Here is an 18,140-nt window from a genome sequence, read left to right on the forward strand (position 1 = left end):
ATAAAAAATTAAAAACCAACAAGATAAATTACCATTTAGTTAACAGCTTACTTACGTCACTTTTTGCTGTCTTTGATAACTTCTGTATTAATGCAAAAGGTACAAACTCGTGGTTAATTTTTTCTTCAATATCATCAAGCATCAACAACCACAATTTTGCCGTCATCTCAGCATCAAATAACGCCCGATGAAAAGCCCCATCTGATGGAATATTTTTATAACGAATAAGCGTACCTAATTTATGATTAGGTGCGTCTATATTGATTCTGCGAGAAACAAGTAATGAACAAATAAATTGCCCAAAGTATTTTCGATTAATGTTATTAAGCTCAGCGTCCAAGAATTTTTGATCAAAGGAAGCATTATGGGCAAGTAAATTATCGTCACCCAGAAAATCGGCAAATTGTGCCATCACTTCACCACAAGAGCCGACCTTAGCAAGCATCTGATTAGATATTCCGGTGTATTGCTCAATAAAACCACTGATCCTAAAACCAGGATTCATTAATGATTGAAATTTATCGGTAACCTTACCGTCTACAATTCTAACCGCACCTATCTCTATCGCTCTATCACCTTGATTGGGTGATAGTCCTGTGGTTTCAAAATCAAGTACCACTAACGAATTGGCATTTTCATGCATCTAAGTTAACCCTATAAATTTATGCAGCGCTGATTTTAACGGCTATATTTCAAAATGAAAGTAATCATTACTCGTAAGCAATGTTAAATTATTCTGTTCAATAATCAACTTAGAAACTATACTGTATAAAAACACAGGTGAGATTTAAGTAATGAAAGTTATTCCTATTTACATTGAAGCAGGTATTTCAGGGTTTGAATCACCCGCAGCCGAGTATAAAGAACTGGGGTTATCATTAGATAAACTTCTTATTAGGCATCCTAATGCCACATTTATTGGCCAAGCATCTGGTGAGTCCATGCAGGGTGTGGGCATTTTTGATGGTGATTTACTTATCGTTGATCGCTCACTCACCGCCAGAAATGGTGATGTCATCGTGGCAAATTACAATGGCTGCTTTGTCTGTAAGTTGATTGATAAAAAGCAAGCTCGGCTGTTATCAGCGTCTAAAGATTTTGCGCCAGTTAGCATCAAGCCCGAAGACGACTTTCAATTAGAAGGTATTGTTACTCGCTCTATTCGACTCCATCATCAAGCTCCTGAATTAACCGCATGTATGCATTAGTTGATGCAGTATCTTTTTATGCCAGCGCAGAAAAAGTCTTCGACCCGAACATAAGAAACAAGCCCGTTGTTGTTTTAACGAATAACGACGGCTGCATTTGTGCTGTTTGTCCTATTGCTCGACGGCTGGGTATTCCAAAATTCACCCCCTATTTTAAGATAAAGGACTTACTACATAAGCATGGTGTAGTGGTACGCTCTTCCAACTACGAGCTATATGCTGACTTAAGTGAAAGAATGATGAATGTTATTGCTAGGTATTGTGATGACCAATATATTTACTCAATTGATGAGTCATTTTTACATTTTAAAAACTATAGTGGCGTTATTAAAGATTGGCACCAATACGGCCATGAAATAAGACGTGCTATTTGGAAAGAAACTCGGTTACCGGTGGGAGTTGGCTTTGGCACAACATCAACCTTAGCTAAAGCAGCAAATCATGCAGCTAAAAAACTTGACGGTTACCAGGGTGTTGCCATTATTGATAACGCGCAAAGTGCGAAAGAAATATTAGAAAAAATGGCGGTAAATGAGGTTTGGGGTATTGGTAATAAAATATCTCAGCGACTAGAGCAGCAAAATATTAGCACAGCTCATCAATTATCAATGCAGTGCCCTAAAATTATGCGCAAGCAATTTAGTGTTATCACTGAACGTACGGTTAACGAATTAAAGGGGATTAGCTGTTTAAGCTGGGATGATGTAAAAGCACCTAAACGGGAAATATTCTCTACACGTAGTTTTGGTCAACGTATTGTAGATATACATACATTACAAGCAGCCTTAACTACCCATAGTACGATAGTCGCTAAAAAAGTAAGGTGTCAATCTTCACTTATCAAAAAACTGCTCGTGTTCGCTTCAAGCTCCCCCCATGATGAAAATTATTATAAACAAACAATGGTTTATACTTTTCCTTTAGCAACAGATAATAGTTGTGATATTGCTACAGCGGTCAGTTTAATACTCGCTGAAATATTTATACCAGGTGTGCATTTTTATCGTTGTGGTGTCGGTGCAATCGCCTTGGAAAGCAGACAACATCAACAAGCTGATTTATTTTTATCTGATCATTCAAACCCAATACTAATGAATTGTCTTGATAGTATTAATAGTCGTTACGGTAAGGGGACATTGACCTTGGGCGCAGAGGGAAAATCAGACTCCTGGCAAATGAAACGGCACTTTTTAAGTCCACAGTACACGAGTAACTGGCAAGACATTCCCAAAATTAGTTGCTAAACAAATAAAAAAACACTTTTTAAGTCAACAACACAAGAGTAACCACAAGTAACTGGCAAGACATCCCCAAAATTAGTTGCTAGGCAAATGAAAAAACACTTTTTAAGCCAACAACACAAGGGTAACCACAAGTAACTGGCAAGACATTCCCAAAATTAGTTGTTAGTGTTATTCGTAAGTTTAGTCACTGTAACCTTGAACTCATAATATTTAAGGATAAAGTTGCTAGTGATATAAAATGTCAAAGGGCTACCACCTTAAAAGATGTTCATCCCCCACTTTAATGCGTCGTAATAACAATTTAACAATCTAGTTTCAGAAATTTTATTACTGTCAATACAACGAGTAACACGCTTACTCGTTGATACTTCATAATGCTTAGCCAATGTTAATAGTTCTGACAATTCACCTTGTTGCTCAGATAACGCCAGTTTGATATCAGATGAAAAAAGAAAACTCTTTACAATATCTGCCATGGGTAAATTTAATATGGCATCTAAATTACTCAATATTCCGGTTAGAAAAGCTTTTTCATTAAGGTGACTGAATGATTTTTCTTTCGTTATGAGTTCCATCATTTTAGCGCGTACTAAAGACTCGATAAAAAGTTCTGGTGAACTTTCAGATGATAATGCTGACATTGATATAATTGCAACATACGGCTTTATTTTATCTGTTCCTAAGTAGGTAATAGCTTGCTTAATAGAAGTGATTTCAATATTGCCACACTCTGCGGCACTGTTTACCAACTTTAATATACCGCTCACTAACGTTACATCACGGCTAATAATTTCAGTCAGTTGGTTGAAGTCTAAGTGTGGTTTGTAAGCTTCTAAAAAAAGTTGAATTAAATTAATTTTTAGAGGAGATATAGACGTGCCGGACTTTATCTCGGGTTTGTGAAAAAAGTAGCCTTGATAATAGTCTATAGCTAGCGCTTTAAATTGTTGGTACTGCTGATTCGTTTCAATGCGTTCAGCAATTATTTTTATATGACTATTAGTTGATAATAGGCGTTTTTTCAGCCCTTCTATTTGAGTGAAAGTAACCTGTTCAATGTCAACTTTAATAATAGAGATATATGGAAAAAACACTTCCCATTTACTTTCGAAATTATAATTATCCAACGCAATGACATAACCCTTTTTATGAAGTTGAGCAACATTGAAAACGAGTTCATCAGAGATGTTAACTGTTTCAATAATTTCAACCACGATATTTTTTGGGTTAAAGAGCAAAGGCGATTTTTGTAATAAGGTAAACTCATCAAAATTAATAAAGGCCAATTTTCCAAGGCAAACATCGGCTAAATCACCCAATATATGGTTTTGAAATATAACTTTTGAGGTTGCTTTTTCTGGAGAATCCCCATTAAATACATTCTCTAAACTGTCTCTAAAGAGTAATTCATAACCGATAGTTTTAAGATTTATATCTAAAATCGCTTGCCTTGCGATGAAAGTGTTTAATACTATTTCCATTAATCAAACCTATGAGATTTCGTCCTTTAATAGTAGTTGATCTTCCTAGAAAATCTATGTAAATACTTATAAAACATAATAAAACCTATCAACGTATGGTTAGTTAGGTGTACAGTGACAGCAGACTAAAAAACACGCATTGAAAGATTAAAACGAGTCGATAAACTTTAATCTTGTCAATTCAGTGAACAGGCTGAATTTATTAGTATTCAAATAATAAACAATATTACAGCAGTAGCCGTAAACACCTTATTTATTAGCAATTAACCTCAATTTAAATGATAAAGTTGATATTAATGCAGACAAATCAATGAAGAATATATGTGTGATATAAAATTAACACTTCAAAACGAAGATAAAGATTTATTAATGACCATCACGCCTGTTAAAGGACAGCCAAAAGCTAACTTAAAAAAACTACAAACAACATTCAAATTATCTACATATTCTACTTTTTTACTGATTGACGGGGCGATGGAGTTACTACTAGCAGAAGTGGCTAAAAGTGATGAGAGTGATGAATCAAAAACGACGACAGGTATAAGTTCAATCATAGCAAATGCTGTTGATGCGAATTTAAAGGTCACATTGGGGCCTGAAAATATGTCAGCTACATTAGAATTTACCGCAGCTTATGGTGGTAAAGCCATTGAAAATACTGATGTTATTAATGTATTAAAAGAAAACAATATAACCAAGGGTATCATTAAAGAAAACATCATCAATATTGTAAAAGAGGGGCAGTTACTTCAAGGAGGTAAAAGTATATCTACCGAAATAGCAAAAGGTAAAATGAGCAGAAATGGAAAGGATGGTTACGTAAAATATTTAGTCGATAACCCCGCAGAGCAAATTATGTGTCCTAAGAAGCTCGAAAATGGCAATGTAGATATGCGTGAATTAGGTAATTTAATTCATGTAAAAGCAGGTAAAAAATTAGCTAAGCTAATACCACCAACCGATGGTGTTAAAGGCTTTGATGTAACCGGAGCGGCTATAGATGCAGTATCAGGTGAAACATGTTTTTTAGAGGAGTCTGAAGGTTCGTCTTTTTTAGATGAAAACAACAACATTCTTGTTGCTGCTATTGATGGTATGCCCAAGTATTTAGATAATAGTGTCGCTGTGCATAAGTTACTGGAAATTGAAAATATAGATGTTGGCACCGGAAACATTCGTTTTGATGGCTCTATTTATGTGCAAGGCAATGTTTGTGAAGGTATGCAATTATCCGCAACTGAAGACATCGTCATTGGTGGGTTAGTTGAAACCGCTTCAATTTCTGCAGGCGGCAATATATCGATTGCACTGGGCATTATTGGTCGACAAATATCAGACAAAAATGAGTTAAAGAACAGTACAATGATCAAAGCAGATGGAGATATTAGCGCGCAGTTTGCACAATATGTCGATTTTTTTTGTAAAAAAGATATTAACATTACACAATATATTTCTCATAGCCACATTACAGTTGAAGGTGATTTATGGGTGGGTAATATCACTAATGATAAAGCGGATGGAAAGTTGTTTGGTAGCCGTGTACTCACAGGAGGTTCCGTTCATATAGGCACTCTTGGTTCAGCTTGTGGCGCAATGACCTATTTAAATTTCAATTATTGGCCCAAAATTGTCGAAGAATTAAAAATAAGTGCAGATGAAGCAAACTATAAAATAATTAGGCGCTTACCTAGAATATATAAATTATTACAAAAGGCTAACGACCTAGATAACGAGAATACTAAACAGATAAATCGTATTACCCATGCATTAAAGCAGCACTTATACTTGTTAGGTAAACTCAATAAAGAATGGCTAGAAAAAGCGAATAATATCAATGAGCATTTAGCGATTTTTGAGCTAACAGCATATCAATCAATACTTTCAGGTGTAAATATTGAAGTCGCCACTAAAAACTATGCTTTTAAGCGTGACCATGAAGCCACACAGATAAAGTGGCTTGAAAATAAAATCAGTATAGAGCCAATAGTTAATTAATTGAAATAACTTAAATGAATTAACCTTCGAACACCATACTGATTCACTAGAGAAACCTTAGATTTTTAAATATTTATCCGTGTATAATCCCAGAACATTAATGACTCAGCAATAAATCACCGGGGTCACCACAGACATTGCTCAAATTAATGAACAGCACAGCCATCACTTTATAAGTTCTGCATACGCTTTTTTAATCTCTCTAAATCAATCGCGTTTGAGCGTACTGTAAGTTTAATGTGACTATACTCATAGTCTTCCTTGGTAACACTCATGCTCGATCGAATTTCACCTATGATACCTTTAGCGGTATAAGGAATAATAATCTCATCTTCAATCATATCGTCCTGCGCTGCGTTAACAATATATTTATGCAGCTTAGTGATATCAAGAGGATTTCGAGTAGAGGTGATCATAGCATCAGGAAACTCTTCCATCAGTGCTTGTTGTTGCTCAATACTAAGTTGATCAGATTTGTTGAGTACCAGTAATTTCTTACTGTCTTCAACACCGACTTCTGCCAGCACTTCGTGCACGACATCGAGTTGTGAACGAAAGGAAGCATCCGAAGCATCAACCACATATAAGAGTAACGAAGCATCATGAGCTTCGGCTAAGGTTGAATGGAATGAGGCAACCAAATCGTGCGGCAACTTTTTAATAAATCCAACCGTGTCTGACACTAATATCCGTGGTTGTGTGGCTGGGTATAGTGCACGAACTGTGGTATCAAGTGTTGCAAAAAGTTTGTTTTCGCCAACAACATCACTACCGGTAATCGCTCGCATCATTGATGATTTACCCGCATTGGTATATCCCACCAATGCCACACAAAAAAGCTCAGAACGTTGAATACGTCGGCCTTTCATTTCATGTTGAACACTGACCAATTCGCGTTTAAGGTCGGCTAATTGGTCGCGTACTGCTCGGCGGTTAAGTTCAAGCGTTGTTTCACCTGCACCTTTACCCATCTGACGTTCTTTATCACCACATGATGTTTCACGAAGTCGTGGTGCTACATAATTAAGACGAGCAATTTCAACTTGTAGTTTTGCTGTTTTAGTACGCGCATGACGACTAAATATTTCAATAATAATACCGGTGCGATCAAACACCTCTACGCCTAACTGATTTTCGACGTTACGCAGTTGAGATGGACTTAAGTCACAATCGAAGACCACGACATCTGCACAACCAAAAGGCAGGTTTTCTGATGGGATATCTGAAGGCACAGCAGAAATGTCAGTTTCATCGAGTAAATCATCAGCGTCATCTAAGCCTTCAACGACACCCTGGTTACCCGTAATGTGAGCTATTTCAGCTAATTTCCCCAAGCCCAGTACATTAACTTTCTTAGTCGAACTCTGCTTTTGAGATTGAGTGCCAACCACTTTGAAGCCAAGTGTTGTCACTAAGCGCGCAAGCTCTGCAAGTGATTCTGTTGCTTCATCACCTTTAAAGTGCGGTGTGCAAATAGAAATAAGTAAAGCGTTAGTAAGTGATGCTTTTGCTGTTAGTTGCATAATTATTTATGTTAGTGCACCTGAAGTGCAAACCTAAGTTTTTATCTAAAGTAGTGTTATCCTACGCTGTTATAGCTAAGCTTTATAGGGCAATGGCAGACTAAATAGCGAGTTTATTTTAGTTGATAAGAAATCACTGAATGATGTCGGTAGCAGATCCCGCGATTAAGAGAATAAACGCGGCTTAGTATGATGCACGCGATTATGATTCACCGCCAACTAAAAGCCTAAAACTTGCTGTAATCTATTAATAAAAGATTAATAATATCAACAGATTTAAATTACCTTATTTACTATTATTTAACTACACTCTTAATCAATGAACAATTAGTTGTGGTGTTATATTCATGTCAAAAATATTAAGCGGCCTACTTTTTACCTATCTACTTTTATTCTCAACGGTGTCAACGGCGCAGCAAGTCATAAAAGTGGGTGTAGGTAACTTTCCTCCTTATTTTATTGAAAAAGGCACACAAGGCTTATTTGTTGAAATCATTGATGAAATATTCAAAAAGCTGCCACAATATAAAGTGCAATACATCCCCATGAGTAATAACCGGATCTTACATGAAATTAACTATGGTAAGTCAATTGATGTTGCTTCTAATATTTTTCCCAGTTCAAAAGTAAAAGCCTACTTATCAGAGCCAGTGTTTCGCTTTAGAGATGTAGCAGTTTCGAAAAAGTCAGCTCAGTTAATTATTAATAATATAAGTGACTTGCAAGGAAAGTCTATTGCCGCATACCAAGGAGCTACAGAGCTGCTTGGTGAACAATTTAAGAATATAGCAAAAGAAAATACAAAATATTCAGAGCATGCCCACCCTAAAGAGACCACTCAACTGATGCTTTCTGGAGAAAATGTGATTAGAGTCGGTGATATCAACGTATTTTGGTATGATTTAAATAATAAATATTATAGTGATGAAGCGAGCATAGCCCGTAACAATTTTACCGTACATTATTTATGGCCCTTTACCTACTCGAATATGGCTTTTAAAGACAAGTCACTAAAAGATGCGGTAAATAAAGTGATCAAAGAATTAAAACAAAATGGCTCAATAGAAAAAATTTATGCAAGCCATGAAATGCAAAAGTAAGTTGCAGGGACTTATGATGACTCAATAACAATGCTTTATATTACGCAATAGAGACAAGGTAGAGTATCTTATATTTCAACTCAATTGCTGTAATCAAGTGCCCGTAAGCAATTTTGCTTTAAGCCTGTTAACACTTTTTATCTATTACCTATTACCTATTATCAGTTAAAGTCCACCCATAATAAATAAGACGAATAGTAACAGGTTACAGAAAACGCAATACCGTTATTTAACATCACCACACTGCCGCTTAGCGTTATATAATCATAATGAGCGTGCTTTGTAGTACTTCTTTTACGATAACTAATTTATTAGAGGTCAATAACTCTTTCATGGGTAAAGGTGCACTTGGGTCTGTTATCGCTTACCAGCCATCATCCCAAGGTACCGTAACGGCTGCTACTATTATCGTGAACATTAATGACACTAAAAAAACAGCCTTAAAATTAAATAGTGATTTTCAATTAATTATTCGTTAACTTAGTTAGTTGATGCGCTAAAATTAAAAAGGTTACAACTTTTTTGAAAAAACAATCTTCCGCTACTTTAAGCCAAGATATCGATAAAGAAGATGAACTAGTTGAGGGGCTGATCAATAATAATGCTTTCGCTTACGAGGCATTAGTACGTCAATACAGCGCAAAAATGTATACCCTTGCATGGCGCTTTTTTCCCACCGATGACGATGCACAAGAGTGTTTACAAAAAGCCTTCATTCAAGTTTTTAACAATATCACCTCTTTTAAAAAAAATTCAAACCTGTCGACTTGGCTGCACCGTATTACGGTAAATGAAGCGCTAATGATGCTTCGACAAAGAAAAAGGCAAAACACTACCTCAATAGAAACATTTTATCAGCAATACAATGACTATGGAGAGCGTACGCAATTTGCCGATAATTTAGGCCATAGCTTAAACGATAACCTAAATAATAATATTGAAATGCTATTTGAAAAAGGTGAAGCAAAATTATCGCTTAATAATATTATTTACCAACTTCCTGAGAAATATTGTAACGTTTTACTGCTTAGAGACATCCAAGAACTAAGTACCAAAGAAACGGCTGAAATTTTAGCAATATCTGAAGCTTCAGTGAAAACTCAATTACACCGAGCTAGGTTACTTTTAAAAACTATTTTAGAACAGGAAGACATAAAGAACGCAGAAAAAAATTGGAAGGTAAACTGATATGTTAATGATTAAGCGATTAATAGCCCAGCACATGCCAGGTATGTTGACCTGCGAAGAGGTTGACAATTTTCTATATGATTTTCATGGCGGTAATTTATCTTACATTGAAAGCTTTAAATTTAAACTGCACTTAAGTATGTGCCCAGAATGCAGAGATTACTTAGAGGGCTATAAAAATGCCATTCGTCTTTCTCAAACAGGGTTTATTAAAGCTGAGCAGAGCCCAGAGGTCCCAGAAGATCTTATACAAGCTATCTTAAAGAGTCGAACGTCTAAATAGTTCATTTTATTAATTTTACTATTGGAAATTTAAAAAAGAATGATCATCAGTCAATTAGAAATTATTGAACAAGGTCAGTTGTATCTTAATACTGTCTCTAAAAAAAATTATACACAAATCGTTCAACCTAACTTTATCAGTTCTGCAGGCACCCATATGCGGCATATTATTGATCATTATTTAGCGATAATGTCAGGTATTGAAAATAAGTTGATTAACTATGATCTTAGGATGCGTGGTGGCCAAATAGAGTTATCTCCTGAACTTGCTATCGCTAAATTAAATGAAATAGCTAATTGGATTCAAGGCATGTCCGAAGACAAGCTCAATCAAGTGATAACATTAGCGACAGAAGTATCGGTAACCAATAAAAATATACAAAAACTACAAACCTCTGTTGCTAGAGAATTAGTTTTTGTCGGTAGCCATGCTGTTCATCACTATGCGATGATTGCTCAGATAACTTTTGCTCAAAAAAATGCGCTACAAGCAACCGAATTACCCCAAGATTTTGGCTTGGCGCCTGCTACAGCAACTTTTTTAAGACAGTGTAATGAACAATCTACTGATGCTAAAAGTAAAAATAAACTTTTATCTGTGATTAATTAAATGTGCACGTTAACGTATTTACTCAATGATAATGGTTATGAGTTATTTTTCAATCGTGATGAACAACGTTCTCGCTTGTTAGCTATTCCCCCTAAATATTATCCAATAAGTGGCGCCATTTATCCCGTAGACCCTGTTGGTGCGGGTACATGGATAGCTGTCAGCAAAAAAGGCTTATCGCTCGCTTTATTAAATAATTATCAAGCACCGGCTAATAATCACGATAACGTGATCAGTCGTGGACAACTTATTCTTTCTTTACTGCAAAACCAAACGAGTGTTATTGAGCAATTAGAAACTATGGATCTAAAGGTTTTCCAACCTTTTCAACTGTGCATTTTCCCTGAAGATTTATCGATTAAAAAACCAAAAATTCACTGCGTAAAGTGGAATGGTAAGCAACTGATTGAGGTAAGCGTTGATGGTAAGGCTGACTTACCGATAACATCATCAAGTCTTGATTTTATTGACGTGCGCCAAAAGAGAAAAGATCGCTTTGAACAGTCTGTTAATGGTAAAGAATTATTATCAAAGCAACACAAAGATTTTCATTTTTCGACAGAAAAAGACGGTAAATATGCGGTTAATATGCAAAGAGAAGATGCGAGAACAGTCAGTATCTCTCACTTATCAATAAAAACTTGTCTCGCTAAAGAAAGTGAAATTTGTTTTGAGTACTTTGATAATGTTGTACAAAAATCTCACACAGTTTTGTCTCCAAAAGAAGAGAGCATTGAATTCGCTTAATATTTATTATTCTCAAATGGCACTTAACTCATCACTTTTATCATAATTTATATACGCGGTTTTAGATGAACCTAAATAAAGTTTTAATAGCTTGTCAGGTGCTGCTGGTAAATTAACACTGAGCAACAAGCCTGGCGTGTCATTGAAATTAACATCTATGCCCGTGCAATGAAATTTAGCCCCTAACTTATAATATTGTTTCAATAATACCGGAACATCTTTACCGTCTTCTTCGATGCCCATCACTAATGCCGACAACTGATTTAAAGAGACAGGTGCTGCGCTAATAAAATCTTTTACTTCTGGATGAAGTTGCCCGGCAAAGGATTTTTTAGCGCTAACGCCCTCTTTATCTGTCACCATAATTTCATCAATTAAGGCAACTGAGCGAGGATCATATAGTTTGCTTAATGATACCGTGCCATACAATGTTCGGTAATGTGGGTTTTGACAGACAAAAGCGCCAATGCCTTTCCATAATAACAGTAAGCCATGAAAACTGTTTTGGTGCGCAGCAATGATAAATGAGCGGCCCATTTCTAAACAAGGTTGTTGTTGATTAATAAACTCAGGCGCAAAATCAAACATTTGCGCAAGATAAAGTTTTGATACATCGCCATTTTTTTGTAAAAGGTCGGTCTGTCCTATTCGATAGGCACCAATAATCTCTTCATTTTTATGATCAAAAATAAATAAATGCATGTACGTTGCATCAAATTTATCGGTATCGCACGCTTCACCACTCCCTTCATCTAAAGTTCTAAACGTTATTTCCCGTAATCGAGTAATTTCTTCTACACAATGTGGAATTTGTTGTTGATAACCATAATAGACAGAGAATGATTTAAAATCTAATAAGTGTTGTATTTCAGGCAGTTGAGCAAGCTCTTTTTTCATTACTTTTTTATCCACCATAGGAATAACCGCTTCAAATGATGTTCTTTTCTCATGCTCAAGCCAAGGGCTAAAATAGTTATCATCGTTTAAATAGCATTGTAAGCGGACAAAATCATTCATTCTTTTAGTACCATTAAATTCATTAAGTTGCTTTATGGTGAGCAGATTATTGGTTTTTAAAGCGATGTTATGTGCTTGTAATTTAAACATTTCATGCGCTAACATTAGTAGTCGAAAACGATAATAAACTCTCCCCATATTATGAAAAAGTTTGCTATTAGCACCTGATATAAAAACAGGTAAGATAGGCGAGTCTGTTTTTGTGGCAAGCTTAATTGCAAGTCGATTCCAATCAGCATCGGCAATTCGTTGTTTATCCGCTTGAAAAAAAGAAACACGCCCTGCAGGAAATATGACCAACAAGCCATCTTTTTCGAGATGTCGAAAACATTGTTTTATTGCTAAGCCATTGATCAAAGCTTTAGGCTTTAATGGATTAGCAAAGATAAAGTAATCTTTAATTTCTTTAAATATTGTTAAACCGACGTTTGCCATGACTTTGGTATCAGCACGAACTTCGGTTAATAAGTGCGCAATAATAACCCCTTCAATCATGCCATAAGGATGGTTACAGACAATAATACAACGGCCACGTTGCGGTATTTTTGCCAAAACACCATTAATACCAGAAACCTGAACACCTAAACCATTGAGTAATTTTTGTGAAAATTCTTGTTTGTTTAATCCAGATAATTCACAAGACTCATAAACCCTGCGCAGTTTACTTATCCCTAATAACTTATCCCAAAAAGGCCCGGTAATTTTAAGCATTGTGCCCAGCAATGTATTAGGCGCCATAGCCGCAAGACGTAAATCTGAATAAGGTTTTTCTAGTGGTTCATTGTTCATAAAGTCTTCAGTTATAAGGAAATGATTATATTAACGCGATCGAAGGGCTTCCCCGTTAACTTTTGATACTATTTTAGATGTTACACGCAAGATAAAGGTTACAAATTTCACTAAAAAATTAAAGTACTTATAATGTTTTATCACACAAAGGCTGAATTTATCAATAAGAGCTATAACACACTTGGATTAGCCTATGATCCCGCCCCCTCGACAAAGGAATATAGTCTTTAGGTGTATTATTGGTATTTATAACTTAAGCATCTGATAAGGTTTAGTTAACTATAGTCATTATCTCGCATATTGTTGTTAAATAAATTTCATAAAAACGAGCTTTTTACTTAATTTTAACTAAGATTATAAAACAACTAATAATGCTGACACGCTATGTTGTTAATGAGGGAATATGAAATATGGGCTATTTGGACAAAGCGTTAATGAAAGACGAAATAACTGCGGGTATTCTAACATTAAATGCTAACTACATATTAGTAGCAGTAAACACTGAATACTTACTGATGACAGGGCTTGATAAGACCGACTTACTCGGTTATTCAATTGATAAAATACACAAGTTTTCTGCAGATAAAGTTCAGCAAAATAACAGTAACCCTGACTTTGGTCACTTCAGCTCAACTTTACAGCAAAAAGATAACAGACAGCTTCCTGTAGACGTTTGTTTTTTTTCTTTAACAAAAAATAACGAAGAACAAACATTACTCTTTTTTAAAGCAACTAATTATAACGATATTACTAAATCTAATATTTCTATTATTGAACAAATTTTTAACCACTCCAATGAAGCGATTGTAGTGACTGATAATCAAGGTTATATACAAATAGTCAATAAAGGTTTTTCTCATATAACCGGTTATACGCAAGAAGAAGTTTGGGGGAAAACCCCAGCTATCCTAAGCTCTGGAAAACAAGATAAATATTTTTATAAACAATTTTGGCAAAAGCTTATTAATGAAGGGGGTTGGCAAGGCGAAATTTGGAATAAAAGAAAAAATGGTGAAATTTACCCTGAGTGGTTAAATATAAGCAGTATCAAAGACAGTAACGGTCACATTTCTAATTATATTTGTCAGTTTACCGATATTACCAGTCGAAAAAAATCTGAAGAAGAAGTTCACTTTCATGCCTATCACGACACATTAACTAGCTTACCTAATCGACATCTATTATTTGAAAAACTTGAACATTTATCTGAACTTCATCGTGAAACCCCCACTTACTTTGCTGTGCTTTTTTGTGATCTAGACAGGTTTAAATCTATTAATGATTCTCTAGGACACGAAGTAGGAGATGAGTTATTAAAGAGTGTCGCAAATAGGCTTAATGCTAAATTACGTGACAATGACATTATAGCAAGAAGTGGTGGTGATGAATTTATAGTTGTTGTTGAGGGAGAAAAGTCACTAAGAAATTTAGATAAAATTTGTGAACAAATATTATCCCTTTTTGAAAAACCTTTTAAGACCAAATTTGGTGAGTTTAAAACAACGATAAGTATTGGTGTAAGTACATTTCCTTTAGATTCACTTGATGTTAAAGAGCTTATTTCATTTGCTGATGTTGCTATGATGAAAGTAAAAAAGTCAGGAGGAAATTATTATTCATTATTTGATACTAAAGAAAAAGAGTTAATTAAACGTAGGATGGAACTTGATAGAGAAATTTATCAAGCAATTGAAAATAAACAGTTTGAAGTCTGGTATCAACCACAAATAAATGCTGATAATGGTGAAGTTTATGGCATCGAATGCTTACTTAGATGGATTCACCCTGAGCAGGGGATTATATCACCCGCCCTTTTTATTCCAATAGCAGAAGCAAACGGAGCTATTAAAGAGCTAGGCCACTTTGTCTTAAAAAGCGCATGCCGGCAATTACGAGTGTGGAGAATTAATAATTTGTTTACTGGGGTTATGGCGATTAATATCTCATTGCGACAGTTTGATCGCAATGATCTTTTTGCTCAGGTACAAAAAGTATTAACAGAGGAGATGATCCCTGGTAATGCTATTGAACTTGAGGTCACTGAATCTCTTTTTTCTGAAGATAATAATCATCACACTGCTATTTTGGTGGCTTTGAGAGAATTAGGAGTCAAAATCGCAATTGATGATTTTGGTACTGGCTATTCTTCGTTACAACGCTTAAAAAGTTTACCTATTGATAATGTAAAAATTGATAAATGCTTTGTTGATAATATTGTAAATTGTCCAGAAGACAGAGCAATAGTAATGGCATTAATTTTGCTATCGAAAACCTTCAACGTTAGCCTCATTGCTGAAGGTATAGAAACGCAAGAACAAGCAGATAAGTTGTGTGAGTTAGGCTGTAGCAACCATCAGGGTTTTCTTTATAGTAAACCGCTAAGTGCGAGTGATTTTGAAAAGTGGTTGTTAGCATTCAAACAAAAAAATCAACATAACGCTCAACACAAAGAAAATGGCTAATGAAATCATTTAACTTACCGAATCATCCTGACACTGAAGATCATATAAGAAAGCACGCTGAGCTAAGAAATAAATTTCATTTACTAGAAGAAAAACTCACACATTATAATATCGATATACATCATAAAAGAGCGATATTTCTTTATAGCTGGCTAGCTAAACATATTTTAAAATCTGACATGGAGTATAAGTCTTATGCACTATCGATAGATGAAGGAAGTTTTATAAAGTGATATACGCTAAACAAGGTCGATATGACGTCCCTTTCGCCATAAAACAACTTTATTAATGAACCTTCCTTAACGATGAGGCAGCGTTGGAGGGCGACTAATTAAAGCGTTCATCTTATTTTAGTCGCGCTATATTTAATGGCCCTTTTTATCTAGCGCCTATAAAGTTATTGAACAAGCCAAGATTGTTCAATAATAATTTCTTCATTTTTATATATTTTAGCGGTAAATAACTGACCCGAATTTATAATGCCCACACCTTTAGGCGTGCCAGTCATAATAATATCTCCATCTTCAAGGGTTAAGAAACTTTGTATATCAGTGATTAACATTTCAGGTTTGTTGATCATCAGTGGGTAATTAGCGAATTGTATAAGAAGGTTATCTATAAATAACTCCATTTTATAACTTTTATAATCGCCATCACAGTTAACAAAGTTGCTAAATACGGCCGATTTATCAAAAGCTTTAGCTCGCTCCCAAGGTAGACCTTTTGATTTAAGCACATTTTGAAGCTTTCTTTTTGTCAGATCTAAGCCAAAGCCTATACCAGAAATTTGATTGTTCTTAATAATAAAACTGATCTCACCTTCATAGTGTATTTCATCAGATTGATGGCTTTCTATCTCATTAGAAATGGCGGAGTTAGGCTTAATAAAAACTACCGGCTCTGCTGGAATTTCATTGTTTAGCTCTTCAATATGCTCGACATAATTTCGGCCAATGCAGACAACCTTTGAAGGGATAAAGTCGAGACCATCATGCTTAACACTGTTCATTTATGTTGTTCCTTTGTCTTAATAGGTTAACTTAATTTTTATTAATATCAGTTAGCGGGGCCATCGGCTAATGAATAGCTAAGTAAAACACCCTAGCATCAAAATCGTAACATAGGATAACTTAATCATTTATCGATATCGTAGATAAATATAATTTAATAGATATTTAGAGAAATTAGCAAAGAATATTGTAGCTAGATTAGCCAAATATGATAAATCAGGGGGATTGATTGAAGTGAAGTAAAAGTAGCGATTTAGTCGAAGCTTAGTGGTTATATCGCTAAGATTCGACTTAAATCATTGCCTCAACTCATGGTGTTGAATTGAGGGTTTATCTTGTTATTAAGCTTGGTATATCCATTCTAAAAAACATTTAGAATCGGTGTTATTGCCAAACTTGATTAACTTAGTACCATTTTGATCGTTAACAACAACATTGTGTTTGTTAACTGAAATGAAATTAATAGGTGATTTAATTGAATAAATCGTTCCTTTATATGTATAAGACATAATAAAACTCTTTAATTTGCGCTGCTGCGCATTAATAATAAAAGCCATATTACTGTGTGAAAACGTTTAGATATTTATAAATATCTGATCAAGAAATAATGGATCTTGATAACCTCAGACAACAATTTAGGCTTAGTAATTTGAGTGATGACTGACTGTGAAAGGGAAAGACATAACATTGATTATCACAAGTACTAATCACAAGTGATAATAGGTTAAATAAACGAGAGGGGGATAATTAACAAAACAACTATAAACAGCTTAAACGTGAAAGTAAACATTTTTTTAAATTATTATCTATTTATTATTGTTTAGCCTCTATTCCTTACTATTTTAAAAAGTAGAGGCTGTTATACGACTAAAATCTATCGCTTATTTGATGGTACTTAACTGCTGGTATAAATCGATAAACTTTACACGTTTGCGATAACCTTCAAAAAAGTATTTATGAAAGATAGTCCCTGCAGGGTCAATAATCACAACACCAGGATAAGGAATGCCATAATTATCATCGCCCATTTGGTAATCTTTATTAAGAATACCATAGGCTTTTACCGTCGCCGCCGCTTGATCTGACAACAAAGGATAGGTTAATTGATGCGCCTTAGAGAAATCGTTTAAGATGTCAGTACTGTCATAAGAAATAGCCGCAACACCGTAACCTAACGCTTTAAATTTATCAGCATATTCATTGAATTCAATTAAGTGGCGTTTACAAAAGGGACACCAGTCAGCTGAACGAAAAAATAAGATGATTAATCCTTTTTCAGCGGTTAAGTCCTCAATGTTAACCACTGATTTTGTTGCATCTATTACCGTTAAAGCCGGTGCTTTGTCACCCACTTTAGGCCCAACGTTTATTGAAGTCTGCTTGGCAAAAGCGCTGTTAATAAAAAGCATAGAGAAAAGCAAAGTGACAATGACCGGTATATATTTTTTGTTATTAACCATAATTTTTATAAACTCTTATATGAA

17 protein-coding genes are annotated in these 18,140 nt (G+C 35.0%); 10 read left to right on the forward strand and 7 right to left on the reverse strand.

Annotated elements, in window-relative coordinates; genetic code table 11:
- Nucleotides 1-28: 28 nt before the first annotated feature.
- On the reverse strand, nucleotides 29-643 hold the full coding sequence (locus H4J75_RS12590; protein WP_182222326.1) for a PolC-type DNA polymerase III: 615 nt from the start codon (nucleotides 641-643) through the stop codon (nucleotides 29-31).
- Between the two features lie 151 nt (nucleotides 644-794).
- Between H4J75_RS12590 and H4J75_RS12595 the strand changes: the two genes are divergently transcribed.
- Both H4J75_RS12595 and H4J75_RS12600 read left to right on the forward strand, forming a co-directional pair.
- Entirely contained in the window at nucleotides 795-1,208 is a 414-nt protein-coding gene (locus tag H4J75_RS12595) for a LexA family transcriptional regulator (RefSeq protein WP_146801079.1), read from the forward strand.
- Nucleotides 1,196-2,452 carry a Y-family DNA polymerase gene (locus H4J75_RS12600; protein ID WP_182222327.1) on the forward strand — a complete coding sequence of 419 codons (1,257 nt, stop codon included), beginning with the start codon at nucleotides 1,196-1,198 and terminating at the stop codon, nucleotides 2,450-2,452. The genes H4J75_RS12595 and H4J75_RS12600 overlap by 13 nt, the downstream gene beginning before the upstream one ends.
- A 257-nt stretch (nucleotides 2,453-2,709) precedes the next feature.
- Here H4J75_RS12600 and H4J75_RS12605 read toward each other — a convergent pair whose 3' ends face one another.
- The gene (locus H4J75_RS12605; protein ID WP_182222328.1) at nucleotides 2,710-3,933 is read right to left on the reverse strand and encodes an EAL and HDOD domain-containing protein; all 1,224 of its coding nucleotides are present in this window, start codon (nucleotides 3,931-3,933) and stop codon (nucleotides 2,710-2,712) included.
- A 321-nt stretch (nucleotides 3,934-4,254) separates the two neighbouring features.
- Here H4J75_RS12605 and H4J75_RS12610 point away from each other — a divergent pair, with 321 nt between their 5' ends.
- A complete protein-coding gene (locus tag H4J75_RS12610; RefSeq protein ID WP_182214091.1) occupies nucleotides 4,255-5,928 on the forward strand; it encodes a DUF342 domain-containing protein in 1,674 nt (557 codons plus the stop codon).
- A 170-nt stretch (nucleotides 5,929-6,098) separates the two neighbouring features.
- Here the strand turns inward: H4J75_RS12610 and hflX are convergent, their stop codons facing one another.
- Nucleotides 6,099-7,451 carry a GTPase HflX gene (hflX, locus tag H4J75_RS12615; RefSeq protein WP_182222329.1) on the reverse strand — a complete coding sequence of 451 codons (1,353 nt, stop codon included), beginning with the start codon at nucleotides 7,449-7,451 and terminating at the stop codon, nucleotides 6,099-6,101.
- Nucleotides 7,452-7,798: 347 nt separating this feature from the next.
- On the opposite strand from hflX, the gene H4J75_RS12620 reads away from it, so the two are divergent.
- From H4J75_RS12620 to H4J75_RS12640, 6 genes are all read left to right on the forward strand, one after another.
- On the forward strand, nucleotides 7,799-8,551 hold the full coding sequence (locus tag H4J75_RS12620) for an ABC transporter substrate-binding protein (RefSeq protein ID WP_182222330.1): 753 nt from the start codon (nucleotides 7,799-7,801) through the stop codon (nucleotides 8,549-8,551).
- A 332-nt stretch (nucleotides 8,552-8,883) separates the two neighbouring features.
- Nucleotides 8,884-9,030 (forward strand): hypothetical protein, encoded by a 147-nt coding sequence (locus H4J75_RS19970; protein WP_157470823.1) that lies wholly within the window; start codon nucleotides 8,884-8,886, stop codon nucleotides 9,028-9,030.
- 43 nt (nucleotides 9,031-9,073) lie between these two features.
- Complete coding sequence (locus H4J75_RS12625; RefSeq protein ID WP_182214095.1) at nucleotides 9,074-9,739, forward strand: sigma-70 family RNA polymerase sigma factor; 666 nt, start codon at nucleotides 9,074-9,076, stop codon at nucleotides 9,737-9,739.
- Nucleotide 9,740: 1 nt separating this feature from the next.
- On the forward strand, nucleotides 9,741-10,022 hold the full coding sequence (locus tag H4J75_RS12630; RefSeq protein WP_070374390.1) for an anti-sigma factor: 282 nt from the start codon (nucleotides 9,741-9,743) through the stop codon (nucleotides 10,020-10,022).
- 39 nt (nucleotides 10,023-10,061) lie between these two features.
- The gene (locus H4J75_RS12635) at nucleotides 10,062-10,631 is read left to right on the forward strand and encodes a hypothetical protein (protein ID WP_182214097.1); all 570 of its coding nucleotides are present in this window, start codon (nucleotides 10,062-10,064) and stop codon (nucleotides 10,629-10,631) included.
- On the forward strand, nucleotides 10,632-11,378 hold the full coding sequence (locus tag H4J75_RS12640) for an NRDE family protein (RefSeq protein WP_182222331.1): 747 nt from the start codon (nucleotides 10,632-10,634) through the stop codon (nucleotides 11,376-11,378).
- Between the two features lie 12 nt (nucleotides 11,379-11,390).
- On the opposite strand, the gene H4J75_RS12645 is transcribed toward H4J75_RS12640, so the two are convergent.
- On the reverse strand, nucleotides 11,391-13,184 hold the full coding sequence (locus H4J75_RS12645) for a lysophospholipid acyltransferase family protein (protein WP_182222332.1): 1,794 nt from the start codon (nucleotides 13,182-13,184) through the stop codon (nucleotides 11,391-11,393).
- Between the two features lie 410 nt (nucleotides 13,185-13,594).
- Between H4J75_RS12645 and H4J75_RS12650 the strand changes: the two genes are divergently transcribed.
- A complete protein-coding gene (locus tag H4J75_RS12650; RefSeq protein WP_182222333.1) occupies nucleotides 13,595-15,646 on the forward strand; it encodes an EAL domain-containing protein in 2,052 nt (683 codons plus the stop codon).
- 397 nt (nucleotides 15,647-16,043) lie between these two features.
- Here the strand turns inward: H4J75_RS12650 and H4J75_RS12655 are convergent, their stop codons facing one another.
- From H4J75_RS12655 to H4J75_RS12660, 3 genes are all read right to left on the reverse strand, one after another.
- Nucleotides 16,044-16,655 carry a fumarylacetoacetate hydrolase family protein gene (locus H4J75_RS12655; protein ID WP_182222334.1) on the reverse strand — a complete coding sequence of 204 codons (612 nt, stop codon included), beginning with the start codon at nucleotides 16,653-16,655 and terminating at the stop codon, nucleotides 16,044-16,046.
- Between the two features lie 342 nt (nucleotides 16,656-16,997).
- Nucleotides 16,998-17,165: a hypothetical protein gene (locus H4J75_RS19975; RefSeq protein ID WP_182231334.1), complete on the reverse strand. Its 168-nt coding sequence runs from the start codon at nucleotides 17,163-17,165 to the stop codon at nucleotides 16,998-17,000.
- Between the two features lie 372 nt (nucleotides 17,166-17,537).
- Nucleotides 17,538-18,116, reverse strand: a complete 579-nt coding sequence (locus tag H4J75_RS12660) for a peroxiredoxin family protein (protein WP_259366421.1) — start codon at nucleotides 18,114-18,116, stop codon at nucleotides 17,538-17,540.
- Nucleotides 18,117-18,140 lie beyond the last annotated feature (24 nt).

Origin of the sequence: Colwellia sp. BRX10-1 (assembly GCF_014077545.1) — a bacterium.
Classification (GTDB): domain Bacteria; phylum Pseudomonadota; class Gammaproteobacteria; order Enterobacterales; family Alteromonadaceae; genus Colwellia_A.

Bases quoted from the DNA above. Each gene is read 5' to 3' on its own strand.
- H4J75_RS12605 (WP_182222328.1), bottom strand. From the start codon at position 3,933: ATGGAAATAGTATTAAACACTTTCATCGCAAGGCAAGCGATTTTAGAT.
- H4J75_RS12660 (WP_259366421.1), bottom strand. From the start codon at position 18,116: ATGGTTAATAACAAAAAATATATACCGGTCATTGTCACTTTGCTTTTC.
- H4J75_RS19975 (WP_182231334.1), bottom strand. From the start codon at position 17,165: ATGTCTTATACATATAAAGGAACGATTTATTCAATTAAATCACCTATT.
- H4J75_RS19970 (WP_157470823.1), top strand. From the start codon at position 8,884: ATGGGTAAAGGTGCACTTGGGTCTGTTATCGCTTACCAGCCATCATCC.
- H4J75_RS12655 (WP_182222334.1), bottom strand. From the start codon at position 16,655: ATGAACAGTGTTAAGCATGATGGTCTCGACTTTATCCCTTCAAAGGTT.
- H4J75_RS12600 (WP_182222327.1), top strand. From the start codon at position 1,196: ATGTATGCATTAGTTGATGCAGTATCTTTTTATGCCAGCGCAGAAAAA.
- H4J75_RS12635 (WP_182214097.1), top strand. From the start codon at position 10,062: ATGATCATCAGTCAATTAGAAATTATTGAACAAGGTCAGTTGTATCTT.
- H4J75_RS12610 (WP_182214091.1), top strand. From the start codon at position 4,255: ATGTGTGATATAAAATTAACACTTCAAAACGAAGATAAAGATTTATTA.
- H4J75_RS12590 (WP_182222326.1), bottom strand. From the start codon at position 643: ATGCATGAAAATGCCAATTCGTTAGTGGTACTTGATTTTGAAACCACA.
- H4J75_RS12595 (WP_146801079.1), top strand. From the start codon at position 795: ATGAAAGTTATTCCTATTTACATTGAAGCAGGTATTTCAGGGTTTGAA.
- H4J75_RS12630 (WP_070374390.1), top strand. From the start codon at position 9,741: ATGTTAATGATTAAGCGATTAATAGCCCAGCACATGCCAGGTATGTTG.
- H4J75_RS12620 (WP_182222330.1), top strand. From the start codon at position 7,799: ATGTCAAAAATATTAAGCGGCCTACTTTTTACCTATCTACTTTTATTC.
- H4J75_RS12645 (WP_182222332.1), bottom strand. From the start codon at position 13,184: ATGAACAATGAACCACTAGAAAAACCTTATTCAGATTTACGTCTTGCG.
- H4J75_RS12640 (WP_182222331.1), top strand. From the start codon at position 10,632: ATGTGCACGTTAACGTATTTACTCAATGATAATGGTTATGAGTTATTT.
- hflX (WP_182222329.1), bottom strand. From the start codon at position 7,451: ATGCAACTAACAGCAAAAGCATCACTTACTAACGCTTTACTTATTTCT.
- H4J75_RS12650 (WP_182222333.1), top strand. From the start codon at position 13,595: ATGGGCTATTTGGACAAAGCGTTAATGAAAGACGAAATAACTGCGGGT.